The organism is Hoyosella sp. YIM 151337, from assembly GCF_026041215.1.
In the GTDB taxonomy this organism is placed as follows: domain Bacteria; phylum Actinomycetota; class Actinomycetes; order Mycobacteriales; family Mycobacteriaceae; genus Hoyosella.
In genome coordinates this window covers 89,008-109,492 of record NZ_JAPEIQ010000039.1, presented here as the reverse complement: position 1 = coordinate 109,492, position 20,485 = coordinate 89,008, and the positions used below count along the sequence as shown (strand labels likewise).

Here is a 20,485-nt window from a genome sequence, read left to right as displayed (position 1 = left end):
GTATGACCGGAAGGCCACGAGGCGGGCGCAGCGACGACGCTGCGCCCAGTCCTTCGCCCGGCGGCCAGCACGGGGCGAACGCCAACCCACTGTCCGACGCACTTTTGAGGCGCGTCAAACAGTATTCGGGCCGGCTTTCCACGGAAGCGGTCAACTCGATGCAGGAGCAACTCCCCTTCTTTGCTGATCTTGATGCTGACCAGCGCGCCACCGTGCACTTGCTGGTGCAGAGTGCAGTCTCGAACTTCGTGGACTGGCTGCGGGACCCGGACCGCGATATCTGGAAGACGGTTGATTCGTTTCGCGTCGTGCCGCACGATCTCGCCCGGCGTGTGACACTGCGCCAAACCGTCGAGATGGTACGGGTCGCGATGGAGTTCTTCGAGCGGTGGCTGCCGCTGATGACCCGAAACGAACAGCAACTCGCCGCGCTCACCGAAGCCGTTCTGCGGTATCGCGTGGAAATCGGCTTCGCCGCGGCGGCCGTATACGCCTCAGCCGCCGAGTCGCGGGGCGCGTGGGACACGCGGCTCGAAGCGCTGGTGGTCGACGCGGTGGTGCGCGGTGATTCCGACTCTGCGATGCTGTCGCGGGCGGCCACCCTCAACTGGGACGCCAACGCGCCAGCGACCGTGATCGTCGGCACGCCGCCTCCCGGCAGCGGTGTTTCGGCCGTCAGTAACGTGCACAACGCCGCGGAAAAGCACAACCGTTCGGCACTCTCGGTGGTTCAGGGCTCCTCCCTCGTTGCGATAGTGAACGGTGAACTCGAGCCGCGCAGCAGCTTCACGACGGAGCTACTGCACGCGTTTTCTGACCAGCACGTCGTCATCGGCCCGACGGCCAAGACGCTCGCCAGCGCGCATACAAGCGCACGAGAGGCCCTGAGCGGATTGCGGGCCGCCCCCGGATGGCGTTCCGCCCCCAGACCGGTGCTCGCTGCGGACCTTTTGCCAGAACGCGCACTGCTCGGCGACCCCGCCGCGGTGCGTGCCCTGAATGCCCAGATTGTGATTCCGCTGGCCAAGGCGGGTAATGCCCTCGGCGAGACGCTCGACGTGTATCTGGATACCGGCGGCGCTGTCGAGGCGTGCGCCCGAATATTGTTCGTTCATCCAAATACCGTCCGCTATCGACTGAAGAAAATCACCGAGATCACGGGGCGGGATCCGGCGAATCCGAGGGACGCTCACGTCCTCCGCGTGGCCGAATCCGTGGGGCGTTTGATTCGCTCTGATGCAGAACCGTTACTTCAGTTCCCAGATCTCACTTCAGTAACACTGTGAATTAGATTGCTGTAACGCTGCAGGTGGGTGCGGCGATGAACGCCTGGTTTCGGAAGCTTTTGTAGGAACCCTACAAAACAGTTGTTCAAGGTTGGTACCCAAAAGCACCTGAGAAAACCCTGAACAGGGTGTTCTCTTATCAACGTGATCGCACTACTCGCTCCAGGACAAGGCGCTCAGACGCCTGGAATGCTCACGCCGTGGCTCGAGCAGCCGGGCGCCCTTGATCGCGTTGCACGCTGGTCGAAGGTCACTGGGCTTGATCTCGTCCGGCTCGGCACCACTGCCGGGGCGGAGGAAATCACTGACACCGCCGTCACCCAGCCCCTTGTTGTCGCCACCGCACTGCTCGCGTTCGAGGAACTCGAGCAGACCGGCGCCACCGAGGATCCAGCCTTCGCCAAGCTCACAGCAGGCCATTCGGTTGGCGAACTCGCCGCGGCCGCGATAGCAGGCGTCATCTCCACAGACGACGCAGTTGATCTCGCTGCCCTTCGCGGACGCGCAATGGCACAAGCATGTGCACTTGAACCGACTGGCATGACGGCCGTACTCGGCGGTGTCGAAGAAGACGTGCTCGCACGTCTTGGCGAACTCGGCCTCGAAGCGGCAAACCGCAACGCCAAGGGTCAACTCGTCGCCGCCGGTAAGCTCAGCGCACTGGCTGAACTCGCCGAGGCTCCGCCTGCCCGGGCCAAATTGCGTCCACTGGCTGTCGCGGGCGCTTTCCACACCAGGTTCATGGCGCCCGCACGGGACGCCGTGGCAGAAGCCGCCGCATCAATCCCGACCAACGATCCGGTGCGTGTGCTTCTGTCGAATGCGGACGGCACATCCGTGACGACAGGACGCGGCGCGCTCGATGCAATCGTCGAGCAGATCACGCGACCAGTCCGCTGGGACCTCTGCACCGCCACGATGATCGAACTCTCGGTCGCTGGCCTTGCCGAACTTCCCCCAGCAGGCACGCTGACTGGTATTGCCAAGCGCGAGATGCGGGGCGTCCCGCAGACCGCTCTGAAGACGCCTGGAGAACTCACCAGCGTCGGCATGCTGGCGCAGCAAGCCGCCTGATCGCCGCAATTACTTACCCACACAATGACTCCCCCGCGAACGACTGCGCGGGGGCACTGAAGAAGGGAGCCATTCTCCATGGCCGCAACCCAGGAAGATATCGTCGCCGGTCTTGCTTCGATCATCGAAGAGGTCACCGGGATCGAGCCCAGTGAGGTGACGATCGAGAAGTCCTTCGTTGACGACCTTGATATCGACTCCCTGTCGATGGTGGAGATCGCCGTCCAGACCGAAGATAAGTACGGCATCAAGATCCCCGATGAGGATCTGGCTTCGCTGCGCACCGTCGGCGATGCTGTCAACTACATCCAGAAACTGGAGGCGGAGGGTGTTGAAGGCGTGAACACCGAAGCCCTCAAGGGAGCAAGCGAGAGCTGACCGTGACCGATCCCGCTCTATCACCCCAGAACTCCCATGGTGCCGGGTCCACGAGGCCCGGTGTCGTTGTCACCGCCATGTCGGCTACCACGTCGATCGCCAGTGACATCGAACGCACCTGGAAAGGCCTGCTCGCGGGCGAGAGCGGAATCGTGGCGCTCACCGATCCCTGGCTTGAAGAGCTCGGTATGCCAGTCCGGATCGGTGGGCGCCTCAAGGTTCAGCCCTCGGACTCCTTGACCAAAGTCGAGTCGCGTCGCAATGACTTCGTCGAACAGCTCGCGCTCGTCGAAGGCCGGAAGGCTTGGGCAGAGGCCGGTTCACCAGAAGTTGAGAAAGAGCGCCTCGGCGTTGTGATCGGCACCGGTATCGGTGGCGTCGACACACTTGTGCGGTCGAACTTCGCCTTGCGCGAAGGCGGTGCCCGCAAGGTATCGCCCATGGCCGTGCCCATGATGATGCCGAACGGTCCAGCGGCAACGATCGGGCTGGAAGTCGGAGCACGGGCAGGCGTCCACACGCCTGTTTCCGCGTGTGCGTCAGGCAGCGAGGCGATCGCACAAGCCTGGCGAATGATCGTCGACGGTGACGCCGACGTTGTTGTCGCTGGTGGCGTCGAGTCGTTTCTCGACCCCATGGCAATCGCCGGGTTCTCGATGATGCGCGCGATGAGCACTCGCAATGACGACCCAGCGGGCGCATCCCGGCCGTTCGACAAAGACCGCGACGGATTCGTCTTCGGCGAGGCAGGCGCGATTCTTATCCTCGAGCGCGAGGAGTTTGCCCGCGCCCGTGGCGCTACCATCCACGGTCGCGTCCTCGGTGCGGGGATCACCTCCGACGGCTTCCACATCGTCGCGCCTGAGCCAGAAGGCACAGGCGCAGCTCGTTCGATGAAGAAGGCTATGGCTGTCGCCGGTGTCACACCCGAGGAAGTCAGCCACGTCAACGCTCACGCCACGGCTACCCCTGTGGGAGACATCGCTGAGTCACGGGCAATCAATGCCGCAGTGGGACAGCATCCCGCCGTCTACGCTGCAAAGTCCGCGCTCGGACACTCCATTGGCGCGGTCGGCGCACTGGAATCGATTATCGCGATTCTCAGCCTGAAGGAAGGGGTTATTCCCCCGACCCTCAACCTCGAGAATCAGGATCCTGAGATCGACCTCGACGTGGTCGCAGGCGGACCCCGCCACGGGACGTTCGATGTCGCCATCAAGAACTCGTTCGGGTTTGGCGGCCACAACGTCTCGCTCGTTTTCGCCCGTCCGTAGCAGAGCAGCTGTCGCGCTTTGCAGCTGCAGCAGCAAAGCGCGACAAGTTGTAACAGACAACGAGACTTATCAGACATATTTATTGAACGCAGTTCACACGGACTGGGATTTGGAGGAGCGATGACCGTCTTGGCGCCGAGGACAACTCGCGACACGGCCCCCGACCCTCGAGACCCCATGGATCGGCTCGCTCGATTCTTCGATCCTGGCTCCGTCACCCTCCTGAGTCCCCGCGACAACTCAGGTGTACTTGCCGCTGAAGGCCTCGTCGACGGCGTCCGCGCCATTGCTTATTGCACCGACGGCACCATCATGGGCGGCGCCATGGGTATCGACGGCTGCGCGCATATTGTCTCCGCAATCGACACCGCACTCGCCAGAAAGCTGCCTGTGGTTGGCCTCTGGCATTCCGGTGGGGCTCGGCTCGCCGAGGGAGTCGAAGCGCTGCACGCCGTGGGCCGCGTTTTCGAGGCGATGGTGCGCGCGTCAGGCCAAATTCCACAGATCTCCGTAGTCCTCGGTCCCGCCGCGGGTGGAGCGGCATACGGGCCCGCTTTGACAGACGTCGTCATCATGGCGCCCGCCAGCCGGGTATTCGTGACCGGACCGGACGTTGTGCGCTCCGTCACCGGTGAATCCGTCGATATGGAAGCACTGGGCGGTCCCGCCACGCACACCCGCAAGTCGGGGGTAGCGCACATCGCGGCCGCCGATGAGACCGATGCAATGGCACAGGGGCGCAGTCTCGTATCGCTGCTCGCCGACCAGGGTGAAATCGACATGGCCGCGGCAGCACATGGTGACTCCGATCTGAAAGCACTGCTCCCCGAGTCGAACCGCCGTGCCTACGACATCCACCCCATCATCCGGCAGCTGCTCGACAGCGTCGAGACGGGACTCGGCTCGGATGCCGAATTGTCGTCCTTTATCGAGCTGCATGCTAAGTGGGCGCCCAACATCGTCGTCGGTTTCGGGCGCCTCGGTGGCCGCACCGTCGGCATCCTCGCCAACAATCCCCTCCGCCTCGGAGGATGCCTCAACTCCGAGAGCGCCGAAAAGGCGAGTCGATTCGTTCGGATGTGCGACGCGTTCGGCGTTCCGATGGTGGTGCTCGTTGATGTTCCCGGTTATCTCCCGGGCGTCAGCCAAGAGTGGGAAGGGGTAGTTCGGCGCGGCGCAAAGCTCCTGCACGCGTTCGCCGAGTCGGTAGTTCCCCGGGTGACACTGGTGATCCGCAAGGCGTATGGCGGCGCCTACATCGCGATGAACTCGCGGGCTCTCGGCGCCACCAAAGTATTCGCGTGGCCGGACGGCGAGGTAGCCGTCATGGGAGCGAAAGCTGCCGTCGGCATTCTGCACAAGCGTGCCCTCGCTGCTGCGGCCACAGATGAAGAACGTGAAGCGCTGCACGATCGTCTCGCGGAAGAGCACGAACGCATCGCTGGCGGAGTGAGCCGCGCAATGGACATCGGGGTAGTCGACGAACTGATCGACCCGCGCGAGACGCGGAGTCGGCTTGCGCGCGCGATTGCGGAAGCACCGCACCGGCGCGGTGAGCACAAAAACATCCCGCTCTGAGCTGTCGCCGCAGTTCAGCCGACCCTGCGCGTGACCCAGGTGACTTCTGCGCCGTCACTTGCTGCACGGAACGGCTCAAGCTCGTCATCCCACGATGTGCCGAGTTCTGTGTGCAGAGCCTCTGCCAGATCGTTTGACCTGGCAGCGATAAGCGCCTTCAACCGCATCTCCGGTATTACCGTGTCCCCGTTTGCGCTCATAGTGCCACGCCACAGGCCCAGATCGGGCGTGTGGCAGAAACGCTCGCCGTCGACGCCTTCGCTGGGGTCCTCGGTGACTTCGAATCGCACTTGCGGCCAGGCCGCGAGCGCGCTGGCCAAACGGCTGCCTGTGCCCACCGGGCCCGTCCAGTTGATGGTCGCGCGCATGTTGCCATCCGCCATAGGTTGCGGAGACCAGCGAACCTTCGCACGGCAACCGAGCGAAGCAGCAAGCACCCAATCCAAATGCGGGCACACCTCCACTGGTGATGCGTACACGTATACGACACCTGTCGTTGCGTCAGCCACCTGGCACACTGCCGACACTTAAGCACCTCCGGTTATCTGGAACAGACGAGGAACGTCTTCCCCAAACGGTCCTCTCGCCAGCCGAAGGCTCAGTGCAGCCACTCCGAATCACTGTGACAGCTGTTAGCGGAGTGCTTGCTGATGCACACAGTCTGCCGTGACTTCTCTAATCGCGCTAGTGTTTCGATGAAAATTCGTTACGAGTCTGAGATTTCACTGAGAATGGCGTCGCTCAATTCCGGCCACAGCGGCTTTGCCCACTCCCCGAAGTCGCGGTCAGTTAGCACCACTAAGGCAACCTCAACCACTGGGTCCACCCAAAGAAACGTCCCCGATTGACCGAAATGACCGTAAGTTTCCGGGGAATTAGTCAAACCCGTCCAGTGTGGGGCTTTATGGCCCCGAATTTCGAATCCCAGCCCCCAGTCACTGGGCCGCTGCATACCGAATCCCGGCACTACTCCGTCAAGCCCGGGGAATTGGACACGTGTTGCGTCCCTCAGTGTTTCAGGCGCAAGCAACTGTGGATGCAAAAGTTCGCGAGCGAAACTCGACAAATCGCTCAGCGTCGACACGGCGCCGTGTCCAGCCGGGCCTTCCAGCGCGGTCCGCGACATACGCAGTGGTTCGAATACCCCCTGCTCGAGGTACTCGGGAAACGCGATTCCAGTCGCTGATTCGATATGTTCGGCTAAGACTTCGTAACCGGAACTCGAATAAATCCGTTTTGTCTCGACCTTTGCTTGTGTCCGTTTCTCACCAAATGCGAGGCCCGCCGAATGCGCAAGCAAATGGCGCACAGTGGCGCCGTCAGGCCCGGCAGGATCATCTAGACCGATCGCGCCTTCCTCCACTGCGAGAAGCGCACCGAACGCCACCAGCAGTTTGGTTACCGACGCGAGCTTGAAGACCTGATCTGCCGGGCCAGACTCCGCCAAGACCCGTCCCGGAGTGACCACCGCCGCGGCGGCGTTCGGAACTGGCCACGTTTCGATCTTTTCAAGCGACTGCACGGCCTCAACCTTATCGACTCGCACAGCCAATTTCCTCTCGGCTAGCCACCCATCGGCATCGTGGGCATCGGTGGCAACTCGGGCGCCGGGGCCAGGATATCGAGATACATACCGCCCGCCAGGAACAAGCCAATCACGCCAAGCACCACACCGCTCAAGGCGACAGCCTTCACCCATGTGTGCTCCGTGCGTCGCGCGAAGACTCCCAGGAGAAGCGCCCCGAGGACGATCGCCACCACCGCGAAAATTCCGTTCACCAGAACGGCAGAATTCCATGGCGCGCTGTATATCGACTCGATCTCGTCACCAACCACGCCGGTCGCCGCATCGATCTGGCCGATCAGTTCCTGACGGAAGCGCATCATGTCAGCAAGCGGAGTGCCGAGTATCGACGCGAGACCTAGCCCCGCAGCGACCACAGCGCCAGCGCCGCTGGCCACCGTGCCGGCGGCTTTACCGCGCTCCGACTGCGCCGCAGGCGCCGGGGCCGTCTCCTCTTCAGCGGGTGGCTGTGCGAATTCAACGTTGCTCGTGTTGTCTGAAGTCATCGGCGGCGAGTGTAGGGGCTGAACTTAAGACGAAGATAAGCGGGCGGACGCAAAACACGCACGAGACGGCGGAACTGTGTGGGGCGGGCGGGGCTCGAACCCGCGACCAGCGGATTATGAGTCCGCGGCTCTAACCGACTGAGCTACCGCCCCCAGCAGGCGAAAACTACCATACACAGGCTAACGGGCTCCCCGCCGCATGGTGGAGAGCCCGTTTCGGCTCCTCCGGCTGGACTCGAACCAGCAACCGTCCGATTAACAGTCGGATGCTCTGCCAATTGAGCTACGGAGGATTGCACCTAACCCGCGAACGGGCCTTGCCGACTTTAGCGCATCCTCCCCCCTGAACGCCAAATCACGAGGAAGACGGTGTCATTGCCCCGCCGCCGCGATTCGTCAGGCAAGATGGACCTGACAGCATGGTTGGTTAAATGCACCGAAGTGCGGGAGGCTTTCACTGATGATTGGTCTGTTGGTCGGCGTCGCTGCGGGGTACGTGCTAGGCACCCGCGCTGGTCGTGCACGATACGAACAGATCAGCCGCACAGCCCGTACCGTCGCGACAAGTCCCGCCACGAAGAAGGCCATCGAGATCGGCCGGCAGAAGCTCGCAGACGCGCTGAGCACCACGCCGAAGCTCGAACGCATCGCCGATATCGACGACACTACGTCGGTCTACGCGCCGCACGAGTCAGCGCAAAGTCAAGGTCACGCGCGCAACGGAGCGGCACGCTAACCGCAGTCAGCTACAGCACACCGCCCTCAACCCCATCTCCGACGGCTTTCTGGAGCAAGCTGCGCCGATACTCCTCCAGCGCGACGAGGTCACCGAACAGCGCGTGGTACTCGCTGGGGTCCTCGCTTGGCGACATTCGCTGCAGTCGCGACTTGAGGTCGGCGATCTGGCGGCCCACCCACACCTCCTGCAGGCGCGCTAGCACCCCACCGACGTACCTCGGCACGCTTTCCTCGTCCACCGGCATAGATTCGACAGCCAGTTCCGACACGAGCGGCTGCAAGGGCGAATCGTCAAGGCAACGAGTTACCGCGTCGAGCCACGCGGCACCCCCAAGCCCGCTGCCCGCACCACCCGCGTCCGCCATCGCGCGACGAACACGCAGGTACGACGGATGCGTAAAAGACTCATCCGGGAGCGAATCGAACACGGTCCCCGCGATGGCAGGGTATTGAAGACCAGACTTGAGGGCTTCACGTTCAGGCCACAGCGCGGGATCACGCGGATCGGGGCGAATCACACCTGCGCCGCCGTTCTGGCCAGCCTTCGGTAGTCGCCCATTCTGCAGTACCGGGGCGCCGGCGCTCGGCTGCTGTGCTTGTTCGCGTACGCGCTGGCGCACCTGGGCTTCCTTTTCCCAGCCCACCCATTCGGATAGCTGCCGAGCGTAGTCGTCACGCAAGGTGCTGTCCTTGATCTTCGCGACCACAGGGACCGTGCGACGCAGCGCCTCAACACGGCCTTCCGCAGTGTCGAGGTCGTGCTCAGCCAAGATAGAACGCACAACAAACGCGAAGAGCGGAGTCCGGCGGGCCACAAGGTCTCGCACCGCGGCGTCTCCGCGATCAGCCCGCAGCTCGCACGGATCCATCCCAGCGGGCGCGACCGCGACGAAGGTCTTGCCGGCGACCTTCTGATCCCCCTCGAAGGCTTTCAGCGCTGCTTTCTGGCCCGCCTCGTCTCCGTCGAACGTAAAGATGACCTCGCCGCGGAAATAGCTGTCATCCATTAACAAGCGCCGGAGCAAACTTAGGTGTTCATCCCCGAATGCGGTGCCGCAGGCAGCTACCGCCGTGGTCACACCAGCGAGGTGCATGGCCATGACGTCGGTGTAGCCCTCGACAATGACGACCTGGTGCGACTTCGCTATCTCGCGCTTAGCTAAGTCGAGGCCGAAAAGAACCTGCGACTTCTTGTACAGAGCGGTCTCCGGCGTATTGAGATACTTGGCTTGCGCAACATCGTCATCGAAGAGCCGCCGGGCGCCGAACCCGATCACTTCACCCGCGAGATTCTTGATGGGCCACAGCAACCGGCGATGGAATCGATCGATGGGGCCGCGCTTGCCTTGCTTAGACAGGCCAGCCGCTTCGAGTTCCTTGAATTCGAAGCCCTGCGCCATTAGATGCTTCGTCAGACTGTCCCACCCGCTGGGCGCATAGCCGCAGCCGAACTGTGCAGCTGCCGCCGCATCGAAGTGCCGTTCCTTCAAATAGGTGCGCGCAGGCTCGGCCTCTGGACTGACGAGCTGGCCTGCATAGAACTGCTGTGCCGCCGCGTTCGCAGCGACGAGCCGTGCCCGAGTCCCCCGGTCACGCTGAACCGACGTGCCGCCACCCTCGTACGTAATGCGATATCCGATCCGGTCCGCTAGCTGCTCAACCGCCTCGGTGAAACTGATGTGTTCGATCTTCTGCAGAAAGGAATAGACATCTCCGCCCTCCCCACAGCCGAAGCAATGGAAATGACCGTGTGTCGGCCGCACATGGAACGACGGGGTCTTCTCATCGTGGAACGGGCACAAACCCTTCAGCGAGGCGCCAGCACGCCGTAGCGATACATACTCCCCGATGAGTTCGTCGATCACAATCTGGTCGCGGATCGCCGCGATGTCTCGATCAGGAATGCGCCCAGCCACGCGACGAGTGTACGGCGTTCACCTCGGCTGCCACACCCGAGTCAGCCCCATGCCGCCTGAGCGCCGCGGCTGGCGCGGTCGAGCCGTTCGAGCCGGGATTCGGTGTACGAGGCGATTTGGTCGACGACCACCCGCGTGCGCTGCGCATCAGTTTCAGCGCGTTCCCAGTACGGCACGAACAACGGATCGAGCTCTCCAGGTGAGGTGTGCAAGAGGTACTGCGCCAGACGGTGGACCCGGTCACGTTCACGCTCTTGCTTGGCACGGTGGGCTGGGTCAGAGAAAACGAAGCGCAGCGCGACGGTTTTCAGAATCGCGACCTCTGATTCGACGATCTCCGGAATTAGCAGGTCACAGTCATATCGAGCAACCTTCATTCCGCCACATACTCTGCGGGTCTCTGCGATCGCAGCGGAAGCGAAGCGTCCAACAAGTTCACTTGTCAACCGCTTGAGTGAGACAGAGGCGTCGAGCGTCCCGTCGAACTTGTCAACCGCCTTGACCACGGGCAGTGACGCAAGCCGGTTTGCCGCCTCGATCAGAATGGCATCGTCGATGTCCCTGAACTCGCGGTGCCCAACAGCCGCGAGCACTTTCTGCTCGGCTGGATCAGCGAGACACCGCAGATCCAGCCGTCCTTCAATGACCCCGTCTTCCACGTCATGCACGGAGTAGGCGACGTCATCAGCCCAGTCCATGATTTGTGCCTCAAGGCATTTCTGGCGGTGCGGCGCGCCCGCGCGGAGCCATTCCAGGACGTGTGCGTCATCGTCATAGGCCCCAAACTTCGCGCCGGGTTCTGGGCGCGTCCACGGATACTTCGTCGCGGCGTCGAGCGCCGCCCGGGTCAGGTTCAGCCCCACACTCGCGCCTTCAGCGTCGAGCAGTTTCGGCTCCAGCCGTGTGAGTATTCGCAGGTTCTGCGCATTGCCCTCGAAGCCGCCGCAGCTTTCAGCCACCTCGTTCAGCGCTCGCTCGCCGTTGTGTCCATACGGAGGGTGTCCGATGTCGTGCGCCAGGCCAGCGAGATCGACGAGATCAGGATCACAGCCCAGACCATCCGCGATGCCCCGGCCAATCTGTGCGACCTCCAGCGAATGCGTGAGCCGGGTGCGCGGGGTGTCGCCCTGCTTCGGTCCGACAACCTGCGTCTTGTCTGCGAGCCGGCGCAGCGCCGCGGAATGCAGCACACGCGCACGATCCCTGCTGTACGGCGTGCGATGCTGCGACGATGTGCCCTCAAGCAGGGAGTTCTTGCTGCCTTCGAAGACACGGCGCTCCGCGTCGTGCTCGTTGTAGAGAGGGCCACGATCAGTCATTTGCCGCTCGCTTCTGTCGGTCCGAGACGCTCAAAGGCGCTCAAAGGCCGGGGACGCTCCGGAGTTCGTTCGAGGAATGGGTGAATTGGTAGTAAAGCAGAGCAGCAGTCTCTCGCGCGATTCCGCGGAACTGTGATTCTCTCGTGAGCACGGCGGGACCGGATCGCGCAGGAGCGGTCGTGGCGTCGAGGCCAGCATCGCTGGCCATGATCCGTGTCCGCAGTGAATGCCAGGGGTCAGTAGTGATGACCACTGAGGAGAGGTCCCGCGCGCTGAGTTCGCGCGCGATTGCGTGCACGCTTTCGAGTGTGTCCGCGCCCTCCTCGACGGCGAGCACATTGTCCGCTGGGATGCCGATTGTCGCGAGATATGTCTTTCCGGCTGCGGCCTCGGTGTAAACATCGCCCTCTTGCTTGCCCCCGACAGTCACGATGAGCGGGGCCACGCCCTGCTCGTACAAGCGAGCTGCCTGGTCGAGACGAGATTTGAAGACGTCGGAGGGCACCCCGTTGTACTGGGCCGCACCGAGGACGGCTATCGCGTCGGCTTGCGAATAGTCGTTGACTCTCGCGACCTGCCACACGCGCCCTGCGGTGCCGGCGACGAGCACAATCGCGATCACTACCGCGCCAACGAGCAGGCGGCCCAGCCAGCGCCCGATGAACGCTCCCACACATCCCCCACTTCAGGCAGCCACGACAGGGTCACTCAGACACCGCGGGCAGTTCACGTCGGACCGTACTAGTGTGCCAGCAACTTCTGTGATTGCACTTAACGCGAGTGTTACTACCTTCGGCTAGATTCGGAGCATGAGTCTCGGGGGAAACAACGGACCTGTCGGCGTGAGGCTGCGCACCCGCGCGCCGCTCGCGCTTGTCTGGGTCCTCGCACTCTTTCTGTGCCTGCCGGCAGCAGCCCAAGCAGAGCCCCCGCTGCGGCTTGATGACCGTGTCACCGACAACGTGGGTGCCCTCCGGGCAGGCGATGCGGAACGGATCCAGGAGGCCTTCGACGGCCTCTATGAGGAGCACCGGATCCGGATGTGGGTTGTGTACACGGATTCGTTTATGAATTTCGGCGGCGATACATGGACAGATGCGACCGCTGAGATCAGCGGTATGGGCAATAACGACGTTCTTCTAGCTGTCGCCCTGAGTGATCGCGAGTATTCGCTGAGCCTGCCGGAGACGATGGAGACCATCACCGGGGCCGAAGAAAACGCGATCAAACGCGATGATATCGAGCCCGCCCTGGGTGCTGCACGCTGGGCTGACGCGGCGATCGGCACTGCTGACGGCCTGGCCCGAGCGGCTGCCCCATCGACAACCAGTCCGATCCCAGTGCTGGTCGTGCTGGGCCTGGTCGGCGGCTTCATTGTCTTTCTCATCGTCCGGTCCAAGCGGCGCGCCAAGCGTGACCATCAGCGAGCAGTGTCCTCACTTGACGCCTTGGACATGACGGACCGCGCGGGCCTTGCCCGCATACCGGGTCCCGCGCTGGATGCGAAGTCGAAGCAGATGCTGAGAGAAACCGACGATGCCATACGGACCAGCGCGGAGGAACTGGCCCGCGCGCGAGAAGAGTTCGGTGATTCTGCGGTGGCACAGTTCACCACTGCGCTGACAGAGGCGCGACAGTCTCTGGCGCGGGCGTTCGAAATCCGCCAGCGCCTTGATGATGCAATACCGGAGACGCCGCAGCAGCGGCACCAGATGCTCGTCGACCTAGTCACAACCTGCGCGGCCGCTGACAAACAGCTCGATGCTCAGGTCGAGGCGTTCGATAAGAAGCGTGACCTGCTGCTCACAGCTCCCGAGCGCCTCGATGCACTCACCCAGGATGTCGTTGCGGTGACCGTTCGCATACCGGACGCGGAGAGTGCGGTCGAATCACTGCGCCAGCGGTTCGGAGCATCCGCGCTGGCCTCTATCGAACACAACCCAGCTCTCGCCGAGGAGCGGGTCGCACTGGGCGAAGAGGCGATCGCGGAGGCGCGGGCAGCGCTGAACCGTGGCGACTCGACGGCCGTAATCGCGGCCCTTCGGGCGGCCGAAGCCTCGGTAAGTCAAGCGCGCGATCTCCTCGAGGGAGTCACGCATGCTGAAACCGACATCCGGGACGCGATCACCCGGCTCCCCGGCGCGATGCGTGAGCTCGAGCAGGATCTTGAGCGTTCCCGCCAGTTCGGCGCCACGGGCGGCGAGGAACTCGCGGCGGTTCGGACCGCGGCTGAATCGGCACTTGCCAGCGCACGCAGCGCGCAAGATTCCGATCCGCTGGGGAGTTTGCAGCACATCGTCGAGGCAGATGCCGCGCTCGACGAGCTTCTCGCGAAAGCCCAGGAAACGACCGAACGCGAACAACACGCACGACGGACACTAGCCAACGATCTGCCCGCAGCCGAAGCGCACATCACCGCGGCACGCGACTTCATCACCACCCGGCGCGGCGCGATCAGTGCGGAACCACGCACCCGGCTGTCGGAAGCTGAGCGCCATGCTGGATACGCACGCCACATCGCCCAGTCCGACCCGGTCACGGCGCTCGAACATGCGCGAGCTGCGGTCCAGCTCGCGCAACAGGCCCTCGCTCGGGCGCGCAGCGAGGTTTCCACATGGGAACGGCAACAGCGGGTAACACCCAGCACCATGGGTGGTCCGGGTGGCGGCGGGTCGCTATCCAATGCCGTTGTCGGCGGCATGCTTGGCGGCATTCTCATGGATGCGATGCGCAGCGGAAGCGGCTCCAGGCACCGCTCCAGTGGTTTCGGCACCACCCGCTCTGGAGGCGCGCGCCGCACCAGCGGAAGTTTTGGCGGCTCCCGTTCAAGCGGTACACGCCGCTCGTCGGGTGTGAGTTCCCGGTCCTTCGGTGGTCCTCGCAGCTCTGGGCGGCGCACCAGCGGCGGGCGGTTCTGAGCCTCCCGGTCAGTCTCTCGTCACTGCCGAGTGGACCGTCCGCAGACGGCGCACGGTCCACTCGCTCAGTGATCAGACTCCGATCAGGTGCTTTGCGAGGTAACCCTCCACCTGGTCGATGGCGATACGCTCCTGCGCCATCGAGTCACGTTCGCGCACTGTCACAGCGTGGTCATCGAGTGTCTCGAAATCGACTGTGATACAGAACGGCGTACCGATTTCGTCCTGGCGGCGATAGCGACGCCCGATCGCACCAGCGTCGTCGAACTCGACGTTCCAGTGCTGACGCAGCCGCGCCGCGAGATCCTTTGCCTTCGGAGTGAGGTCGGCGTTTCGGCTCAACGGCAGAACAGCGGCCTTGACCGGAGCTAGCCGCCGATCGAGGCGAAGCACAACACGGGTATCGATGCCGCCCTTGGCGTTCGGCGCCTGATCTTCCGAGTAGGCATCGACCAGGAACGCCATGAGTGAGCGCGTCAGACCGGCAGCTGGTTCAATTACGTATGGGGTGTACCTGGTTCCGGTGGCCTGATCGTAGTAGGACAGGTCTACACCGGAGTGCTTCGCATGAGTTGAGAGGTCAAAGTCGGTCCGGTTCGCGACACCTTCGAGCTCTCCCCAGCCGCTGCCGTGGAAGCCGAACAGGTACTCGATATCGACCGTGCGTTTGGAGTAGTGCGAGAGCTTGTCTTTGGGGTGCTCGAAAAGCCGAAGGTTATCGGGATTGATGCCGAGGTCTGTGTACCAGGCCAGCCGGTAGTCAATCCAGTACTGATGCCAATCCTCATCAGTGCCGGGTTCGACGAAGAACTCCATCTCCATTTGCTCGAACTCCCGGGTCCGGAAGATGAAGTTGCCTGGAGTGATCTCATTGCGGAAGCTCTTACCGATCTGGCCGATGCCGAAGGGCGGTTTCTTCCGCGCCGTCGTCATGACGTTCGCGAAGTTCACGAAGATACCCTGCGCAGTTTCGGGGCGCAGGTAGTGCAGTCCTTCCTGGTCGTCAACTGGACCGAGGAAAGTCTTCATCAGACCGGAGAACGGCTTGGGCTCTGTCCAATTACCGGGCTGGCCGGTGTCAGGATCCGGAATGTCAGCGAGGCCGTTCGCGGGCGGTTTACCGTGCTTAGCCTCATAAGCCTCGAGGAGGTGGTCCGCGCGGTACCGCTTGTGCGTGTACAGCGACTCCACGAGTGGATCAGAGAATACTTCGACGTGCCCAGATGCTTCCCATACTTGACGCGGCAGGATGACCGACGAGTCGAGGCCGACGACATCGTCCCGGCTCGTGACCATGTTGCGCCACCACTGCTTCTTGATGTTTTCCTTGAGCTCGACACCAAGCGGGCCATAATCCCAGGCAGAGCGCGTGCCACCGTAGATCTCGCCGCATGGGAATACGAGCCCGCGGCGCTTGCAGAGGTTGACGACCGTGTCGATGCGGTTGGACTTGCCTGCCACTGAAGTAGCACTCCATCTCGTCGTTTGAGGTAACCCTGGGTTCGGTTCTGGTGTCCCAGCCCAAGCCAGTCTAGGCGGACTCGTGGACGTAGAGTAAACCGGCGCGTCGATCCATCGGCCTGCCTCGTTGACATGCGCATCAATGCATACAACAATGGATATTGTTTCCATTATCGGCAAGGAGAAGGCATCCTGAATACCTCGGGCTTGACATCTGGCGATGCTGCAGTGGACCCACAGCCCGCTGAGCACAGCGCGCCGCATCACGAGCACGGTGATCGCACGGCCCCAGCTGCCCCGATGCCGCCACAGCGCTCCCTCATCGCGGCCGGCGAACTGCTGCGCGCATTGGCAGCTCCCGTGCGCATCGCGATCGTTCTGCAGCTGCGGGAGTCCGAGCGCTGTGTTCACGAACTTGTTGACGCGCTCGGCGTCACTCAGCCACTTATCAGCCAGCATCTTCGTGTTTTGAAGGCCGCTGGCGTGGTGTTTGGGGAACGATCGGGCCGGGAAGTGCTGTACCGGCTGGTCGACGACCATCTCGCCCACATCGTGGTAGACGCTGTAGCGCACGCGGAGGAGGATTAATGACTGCCCCTACAGGCTCGCAACGTAAGGGGTCCGCACCGGCGATCGGGGTTCGGTCGACCCGCCAGCGCGCGGCGGTTTCCGCACTGCTTGACGATGTGGAGGAGTTCCGGTCCGCGCAAGATATCCATGACGAACTGCGCCGGCGCGGGGAGGGCATCGGCCTGACGACGGTGTATCGGACGCTGCAGTCGCTCGCTGAGACCGGTGCGGTCGACGTCCTTCGTACTGATAGCGGCGAGGCTGTCTATCGGCGCTGTTCTTCAGGCCACCATCATCACCTTGTGTGCCGAGACTGCGGTTACACGGTGGAAATCAAGGGTGATGAGGTGGAGCGCTGGTCGCACGCCATCGCCTCCGAAAATGGTTTCACCGATATCAGCCACATCGTCGAGGTGTTCGGAGTCTGCAAGGACTGCCAGGAGTCCTGAGCCGCCGCACGATCCTCGAATACCGCACATTTCCTCGGGATACCGCAGATTTCCGCAGGAAGTTTCCTGAGGCAATTCGGGGTATCCCGAGGAAATCTGGTCAGCGCACGGAGCTAAGACTTCACTCCCCCGAATCTTCGGTCCCGCGAAGCGTATTCGACGCATGCTTGCCACAGATCGCGGCGATCGAAGTCGGGAAACAGGGTGTGCTGGAATACAAACTCCGCGTACGCCGATTGCCACAGTAAGAAGTTCGACGTCCGCAGCTCCCCCGACGGCCGGAGAAACAGGTCGACGTCCGGCATGTCCGGTTCGTCAAGGTAACGGGCAAACGTCGCTTCGGTAATGCGCTCAGGGTTGATCTCGCCGGCAACTGCCCGTCTGGCGATCTCCCTGACAGCGTCGACAATTTCGGCACGGCCCCCGTAGTTCACACACATGGTGAGCGTCATCACGGTGTTGTCTTTTGTCAGCTCTTCCGCTATCTCGAGTTCGCGGATCACGCTGCGCCACAGGCGTGGCCGCCGTCCTGCCCAGCGAACGCGAACTCCCATCTCGTTCATCTCGTCGCGGCGCCGCCTGATGACGTCGCGATTGAAACCCATGAGGAATCGGACTTCTTCGGGACTGCGCCGCCAATTCTCCGTAGAAAACGCGTATGCAGAAAGCCACGGAATACCCATTTCGATGCAGCCGCACACCGCATCCATGAGGACTTCTTCGCCGCGTTTGTGCCCTTCGGTACGAGGCAGACCGCGCTCTTCGGCCCATCTGCCGTTACCATCCATGACCAGCGCAACGTGCTTGGGAACAAACTCCGCGGGCAGCGGCGGCGGCGTTGCACCCGAGGGATGCGGGTCCGGCGGCCGTACCGCGCGCACACCGGCATCGTCAGATGCCGCTTGCCAGGGGCTCCGTCGGCGAGGTCGCTGAGTCACGTTCTTCATCTTGCCCGACGGCACCGCTGACTACGGGAACCGGCTCGGTACTGCCCGGAGCGTGCGGACGGGAGCGCTCAATCAATGGCAGCGTCCGCAGCTGCCGCTCGAGATGCCATTGGAGGTGCGCGGCCGTTAGTCCGCTCGCTTGGCTGCGGATCTGACCGGGAGTCTGTTCAGCAAACGACCAGTCCCCCGAAACGAGTGCTTCCATCAGATCCAGCACACCCTGCGACGGTGTTGCTGCCCCCGGCGGGCGGCAGTGCACGCACACAGAACCACCAGCCGCGACGTGAAAGGCCCGGTGCGGCCCGCCAGCGCCGCAGCGCGCACAATCGCCGAGCGCAGGCGCCCATCCGGCGAGCCCCATTGCACGTAAAAGAAAGGCATCCAGAATCAGGCTGGTTTCCCGCTGCCCCTGCCCCACTGCCCGCAATGCGCCGACAGTGAGCTGATACAAGCGGGGCACCGGGGCATGTTCCTCACCGGCGAGCCGTTCGGCTGTCTCGAGAATCGCGCAGCTCGTGGTGTAGCGGCCGTAATCCTGCACAATGTCCGCAGCGAACGCGTCTACCGCATGGACCTGCGTGACGATGTCGAGGTTGCGGCCGGGGTGCAGCAGCACATCGACATGGTTGAACGGCTCAAGCCGGGCACCGAACTTCGACCTGGTACGCCTGATCCCCTTTGCAACCGCACGAACAATGCCGTGCTCCCGTGTGAGAAGTGTGAGAATACGGTCTGCCTCACCCAGCTTGTGCTGGCGCAGCACGACGGCGCAGTCCCGGTACAACCTCACCGCTACAGTGTCGCACTAAGCACTGACAATCCGAACTTCCCGCGCCTATTGCGGCACCCGGAACTGATAGCCAAAGCCACGAATCGCACGTATCCACTGCGGGTTCGCTTCATCATCGCCAAGGCGGCGGCGCAATCGGGCAATGTGCACCGTGAGGGTGTTGCTGTGGGTGCCCGATCCCTGCCAGGCGGCGTCGATGAGTTCCTGCCTGCTGATGACAGCGCCTTCCCGGTCTGCGAAGTACCGCAGCAAGGCAAACTCTCGAGGGGGCAGGCGCATGCACTCGCCGTCCAGCCACATCTGCGGCGTCACCGCATCGACTCGCAGCCTGCCAAGGTCGATCGCGTGTGGACGGGACTGCCACGCACCTCCCGCGCGGACGTACGACTGCAGCAGTGCGGGCAACTCACGCACGCGGTAAGGACGTGGAATCACGATGTTCGCGTGCCCGGCAGCGCGCGCCGCGAAGTCGCCCGAGTTGGCGTCAGCGCCCGCGAAAATCGGCAAGTCAGGTTCTGAGGCCCGCACGATCGACAAGAAGTCGAGCGTGTCGATCCGGCCCCCAACCTTGGCGGCGATCACCACGTCAGGCGCGATCCGGCCGACGAGGAGTAGCGCCTCGGCGGGTTCAGCACAGACGTGGACATCGAAGCCAAAACTGTTGAGCCCCTCGACGAGGTCGTCTACCACCCGCTCATCGTCATCTATCACGAGGATGGCCGGGCGAACACGAGCACTGCTGTCCACCGCACCCGCGTTCGCAACATGTAGGTCCATGTTCGCTACCACTGCCTGCCCACCGCCTGCTCTCGTAACCGCTAAAACCCTGGTCAGCCGAATCGGCCCGAAATGTAGGCTTCTGTGCGCTCGTCGCTTGGATTGCTGAAGATCTTGGCGGTTTCGTCGAACTCGACGAGGCGGCCCGTGCGGTCACCGTGCTCATCGGCTTCCGCGGTGAAGAACGCGGTGCGCTGCGACACGCGAGCCGCCTGCTGCATGTTGTGCGTGACGATGATGATCGTGAACTCTTTGGCGAGGTCATCCATGAGATCTTCGATCTTGAGCGTCGCGATCGGATCGAGCGCCGAGCACGGTTCATCCATCAGGATGACTTCCGGCTTCGTCGCGATCGCGCGCGCGATGCACAGCCGCTGCTGTTGTCCGCCGGACAGTGATAGCGCACTGCCCTTGAGGTTGCTCTTCACCTCGTCCCAGATCGCAGCCTTGCGCAGTGACTCTTCCACCAGGTCATCCATGTTGTCGACCTGCATTTTCGTCACGCGCGGTCCGTAGGCGACGTTGTCGTAAATCGACTTCGGGAACGGATTCGGCTTCTGGAAAACCATTCCGATGCGGCGGCGCACCTCTGCTGAGTCGACGCCCTCACCGTAAATATTCGTTCCCTCAAACCGAATCATCCCTTCTACCCGCGCACCGGGAACGAGGTCGTTCATCCGGTTCAGGCAGCGCAGCACCGTCGACTTGCCGCAACCGGACGGACCGATCAGCGCAGAAACCTCGTTGCGGTTGAACTGCATGTTGACGTCGCGCACCGCAAGGAAGTCCTTGTAGAAGACCTTGACATCATCACAGGTGATCGCCGGACCACTGCGGCTCACTGGCCGTGCAGCCTTCGCATGTTCGAGATCGATATGCATGCCCGGCGCCTTGGGGGTTAACGCCCTACCTGCGCGGGCAGTGCCGCCAGTCGAGACTG

General features: G+C 62.9%; 20 protein-coding genes and 2 tRNA genes. 9 read left to right on the top strand and 13 right to left on the bottom strand.

Going from position 1 to position 20,485, the window contains the following annotated elements; genetic code table 11:
• The first annotated feature begins 2 nt into the window (after positions 1 to 2).
• The 5 genes from ONR57_RS18675 (at position 3) to ONR57_RS18655 (ending at position 5,590) form a co-directional block, all read left to right on the top strand.
• A complete protein-coding gene (locus tag ONR57_RS18675; protein WP_265125030.1) occupies positions 3 to 1,286 on the top strand; it encodes a CdaR family transcriptional regulator in 1,284 nt (427 codons plus the stop codon).
• 144 nt (positions 1,287 to 1,430) lie between these two features.
• Positions 1,431 to 2,360 (top strand): ACP S-malonyltransferase, encoded by a 930-nt coding sequence (locus ONR57_RS18670; RefSeq protein WP_265125029.1) that lies wholly within the window; start codon positions 1,431 to 1,433, stop codon positions 2,358 to 2,360.
• A 78-nt stretch (positions 2,361 to 2,438) separates the two neighbouring features.
• Positions 2,439 to 2,738, top strand: coding sequence for a meromycolate extension acyl carrier protein AcpM (gene acpM, locus ONR57_RS18665; protein ID WP_265125028.1), 300 nt, complete (start codon positions 2,439 to 2,441; stop codon positions 2,736 to 2,738).
• A 2-nt stretch (positions 2,739 to 2,740) separates the two neighbouring features.
• Positions 2,741 to 4,012 (top strand): KasA/KasB family beta-ketoacyl-ACP synthase, encoded by a 1,272-nt coding sequence (locus ONR57_RS18660; protein WP_265125027.1) that lies wholly within the window; start codon positions 2,741 to 2,743, stop codon positions 4,010 to 4,012.
• A 120-nt stretch (positions 4,013 to 4,132) separates the two neighbouring features.
• Complete coding sequence (locus ONR57_RS18655; RefSeq protein WP_265125026.1) at positions 4,133 to 5,590, top strand: acyl-CoA carboxylase subunit beta; 1,458 nt, start codon at positions 4,133 to 4,135, stop codon at positions 5,588 to 5,590.
• A 14-nt stretch (positions 5,591 to 5,604) separates the two neighbouring features.
• On the opposite strand, the gene ONR57_RS18650 is transcribed toward ONR57_RS18655, so the two are convergent.
• From ONR57_RS18650 to ONR57_RS18630, 5 genes are all read right to left on the bottom strand, one after another.
• Positions 5,605 to 6,117, bottom strand: a complete 513-nt coding sequence (locus tag ONR57_RS18650) for a DUF3145 domain-containing protein (protein WP_265125025.1) — start codon at positions 6,115 to 6,117, stop codon at positions 5,605 to 5,607.
• A 179-nt stretch (positions 6,118 to 6,296) separates the two neighbouring features.
• Positions 6,297 to 7,112 carry a serine hydrolase gene (locus tag ONR57_RS18645; protein WP_265125498.1) on the bottom strand — a complete coding sequence of 272 codons (816 nt, stop codon included), beginning with the start codon at positions 7,110 to 7,112 and terminating at the stop codon, positions 6,297 to 6,299.
• Between the two features lie 41 nt (positions 7,113 to 7,153).
• Positions 7,154 to 7,660: a hypothetical protein gene (locus tag ONR57_RS18640; RefSeq protein WP_265125024.1), complete on the bottom strand. Its 507-nt coding sequence runs from the start codon at positions 7,658 to 7,660 to the stop codon at positions 7,154 to 7,156.
• Between the two features lie 79 nt (positions 7,661 to 7,739).
• Positions 7,740 to 7,813, bottom strand: a tRNA-Ile gene (locus tag ONR57_RS18635).
• 67 nt (positions 7,814 to 7,880) lie between these two features.
• A tRNA-Asn gene (locus ONR57_RS18630) sits at positions 7,881 to 7,953 on the bottom strand.
• 167 nt (positions 7,954 to 8,120) lie between these two features.
• Between ONR57_RS18630 and ONR57_RS18625 the strand changes: the two genes are divergently transcribed.
• The gene (locus tag ONR57_RS18625; protein ID WP_265125023.1) at positions 8,121 to 8,396 is read left to right on the top strand and encodes a YhcB family protein; all 276 of its coding nucleotides are present in this window, start codon (positions 8,121 to 8,123) and stop codon (positions 8,394 to 8,396) included.
• A gap of 10 nt (positions 8,397 to 8,406) precedes the next feature.
• Here ONR57_RS18625 and dnaG read toward each other — a convergent pair whose 3' ends face one another.
• From dnaG to ONR57_RS18610, 3 genes are read right to left on the bottom strand one after another with little or no spacing between them, the layout of a single operon-like run.
• On the bottom strand, positions 8,407 to 10,314 hold the full coding sequence (dnaG, locus tag ONR57_RS18620) for a DNA primase (RefSeq protein WP_265125022.1): 1,908 nt from the start codon (positions 10,312 to 10,314) through the stop codon (positions 8,407 to 8,409).
• Between the two features lie 41 nt (positions 10,315 to 10,355).
• On the bottom strand, positions 10,356 to 11,633 hold the full coding sequence (locus ONR57_RS18615; protein WP_265125021.1) for a deoxyguanosinetriphosphate triphosphohydrolase: 1,278 nt from the start codon (positions 11,631 to 11,633) through the stop codon (positions 10,356 to 10,358).
• A 40-nt stretch (positions 11,634 to 11,673) separates the two neighbouring features.
• Positions 11,674 to 12,306, bottom strand: a complete 633-nt coding sequence (locus ONR57_RS18610) for a YdcF family protein (RefSeq protein WP_265125020.1) — start codon at positions 12,304 to 12,306, stop codon at positions 11,674 to 11,676.
• 136 nt (positions 12,307 to 12,442) lie between these two features.
• On the opposite strand from ONR57_RS18610, the gene ONR57_RS18605 reads away from it, so the two are divergent.
• On the top strand, positions 12,443 to 14,551 hold the full coding sequence (locus ONR57_RS18605; RefSeq protein ID WP_265125019.1) for a TPM domain-containing protein: 2,109 nt from the start codon (positions 12,443 to 12,445) through the stop codon (positions 14,549 to 14,551).
• A 72-nt stretch (positions 14,552 to 14,623) separates the two neighbouring features.
• On the opposite strand, the gene ONR57_RS18600 is transcribed toward ONR57_RS18605, so the two are convergent.
• Positions 14,624 to 16,012 (bottom strand): glycine--tRNA ligase, encoded by a 1,389-nt coding sequence (locus ONR57_RS18600; RefSeq protein ID WP_265125018.1) that lies wholly within the window; start codon positions 16,010 to 16,012, stop codon positions 14,624 to 14,626.
• A 300-nt stretch (positions 16,013 to 16,312) separates the two neighbouring features.
• Here ONR57_RS18600 and ONR57_RS23415 point away from each other — a divergent pair, with 300 nt between their 5' ends.
• A complete protein-coding gene (locus ONR57_RS23415; protein ID WP_308198723.1) occupies positions 16,313 to 16,600 on the top strand; it encodes a metalloregulator ArsR/SmtB family transcription factor in 288 nt (95 codons plus the stop codon).
• Positions 16,600 to 17,031: a Fur family transcriptional regulator gene (locus tag ONR57_RS18590; RefSeq protein ID WP_265125016.1), complete on the top strand. Its 432-nt coding sequence runs from the start codon at positions 16,600 to 16,602 to the stop codon at positions 17,029 to 17,031. Before ONR57_RS23415 ends, ONR57_RS18590 begins: the two co-directional genes overlap by 1 nt.
• A 113-nt stretch (positions 17,032 to 17,144) precedes the next feature.
• Here ONR57_RS18590 and ONR57_RS18585 read toward each other — a convergent pair whose 3' ends face one another.
• The 4 genes from ONR57_RS18585 to pstB are packed head-to-tail and all read right to left on the bottom strand — an operon-like array spanning position 17,145 to position 20,426.
• Positions 17,145 to 17,978 (bottom strand): isoprenyl transferase, encoded by an 834-nt coding sequence (locus ONR57_RS18585; protein ID WP_265125015.1) that lies wholly within the window; start codon positions 17,976 to 17,978, stop codon positions 17,145 to 17,147.
• Positions 17,923 to 18,768 carry a DNA repair protein RecO gene (recO, locus tag ONR57_RS18580; protein WP_265125014.1) on the bottom strand — a complete coding sequence of 282 codons (846 nt, stop codon included), beginning with the start codon at positions 18,766 to 18,768 and terminating at the stop codon, positions 17,923 to 17,925. Before recO ends, ONR57_RS18585 begins: the two co-directional genes overlap by 56 nt.
• 45 nt (positions 18,769 to 18,813) lie before the next feature.
• Positions 18,814 to 19,545, bottom strand: a complete 732-nt coding sequence (locus tag ONR57_RS18575; protein WP_265125013.1) for a response regulator transcription factor — start codon at positions 19,543 to 19,545, stop codon at positions 18,814 to 18,816.
• A gap of 53 nt (positions 19,546 to 19,598) precedes the next feature.
• Positions 19,599 to 20,426 carry a phosphate ABC transporter ATP-binding protein PstB gene (gene pstB / locus ONR57_RS18570; RefSeq protein WP_374116496.1) on the bottom strand — a complete coding sequence of 276 codons (828 nt, stop codon included), beginning with the start codon at positions 20,424 to 20,426 and terminating at the stop codon, positions 19,599 to 19,601.
• Positions 20,427 to 20,485 lie beyond the last annotated feature (59 nt).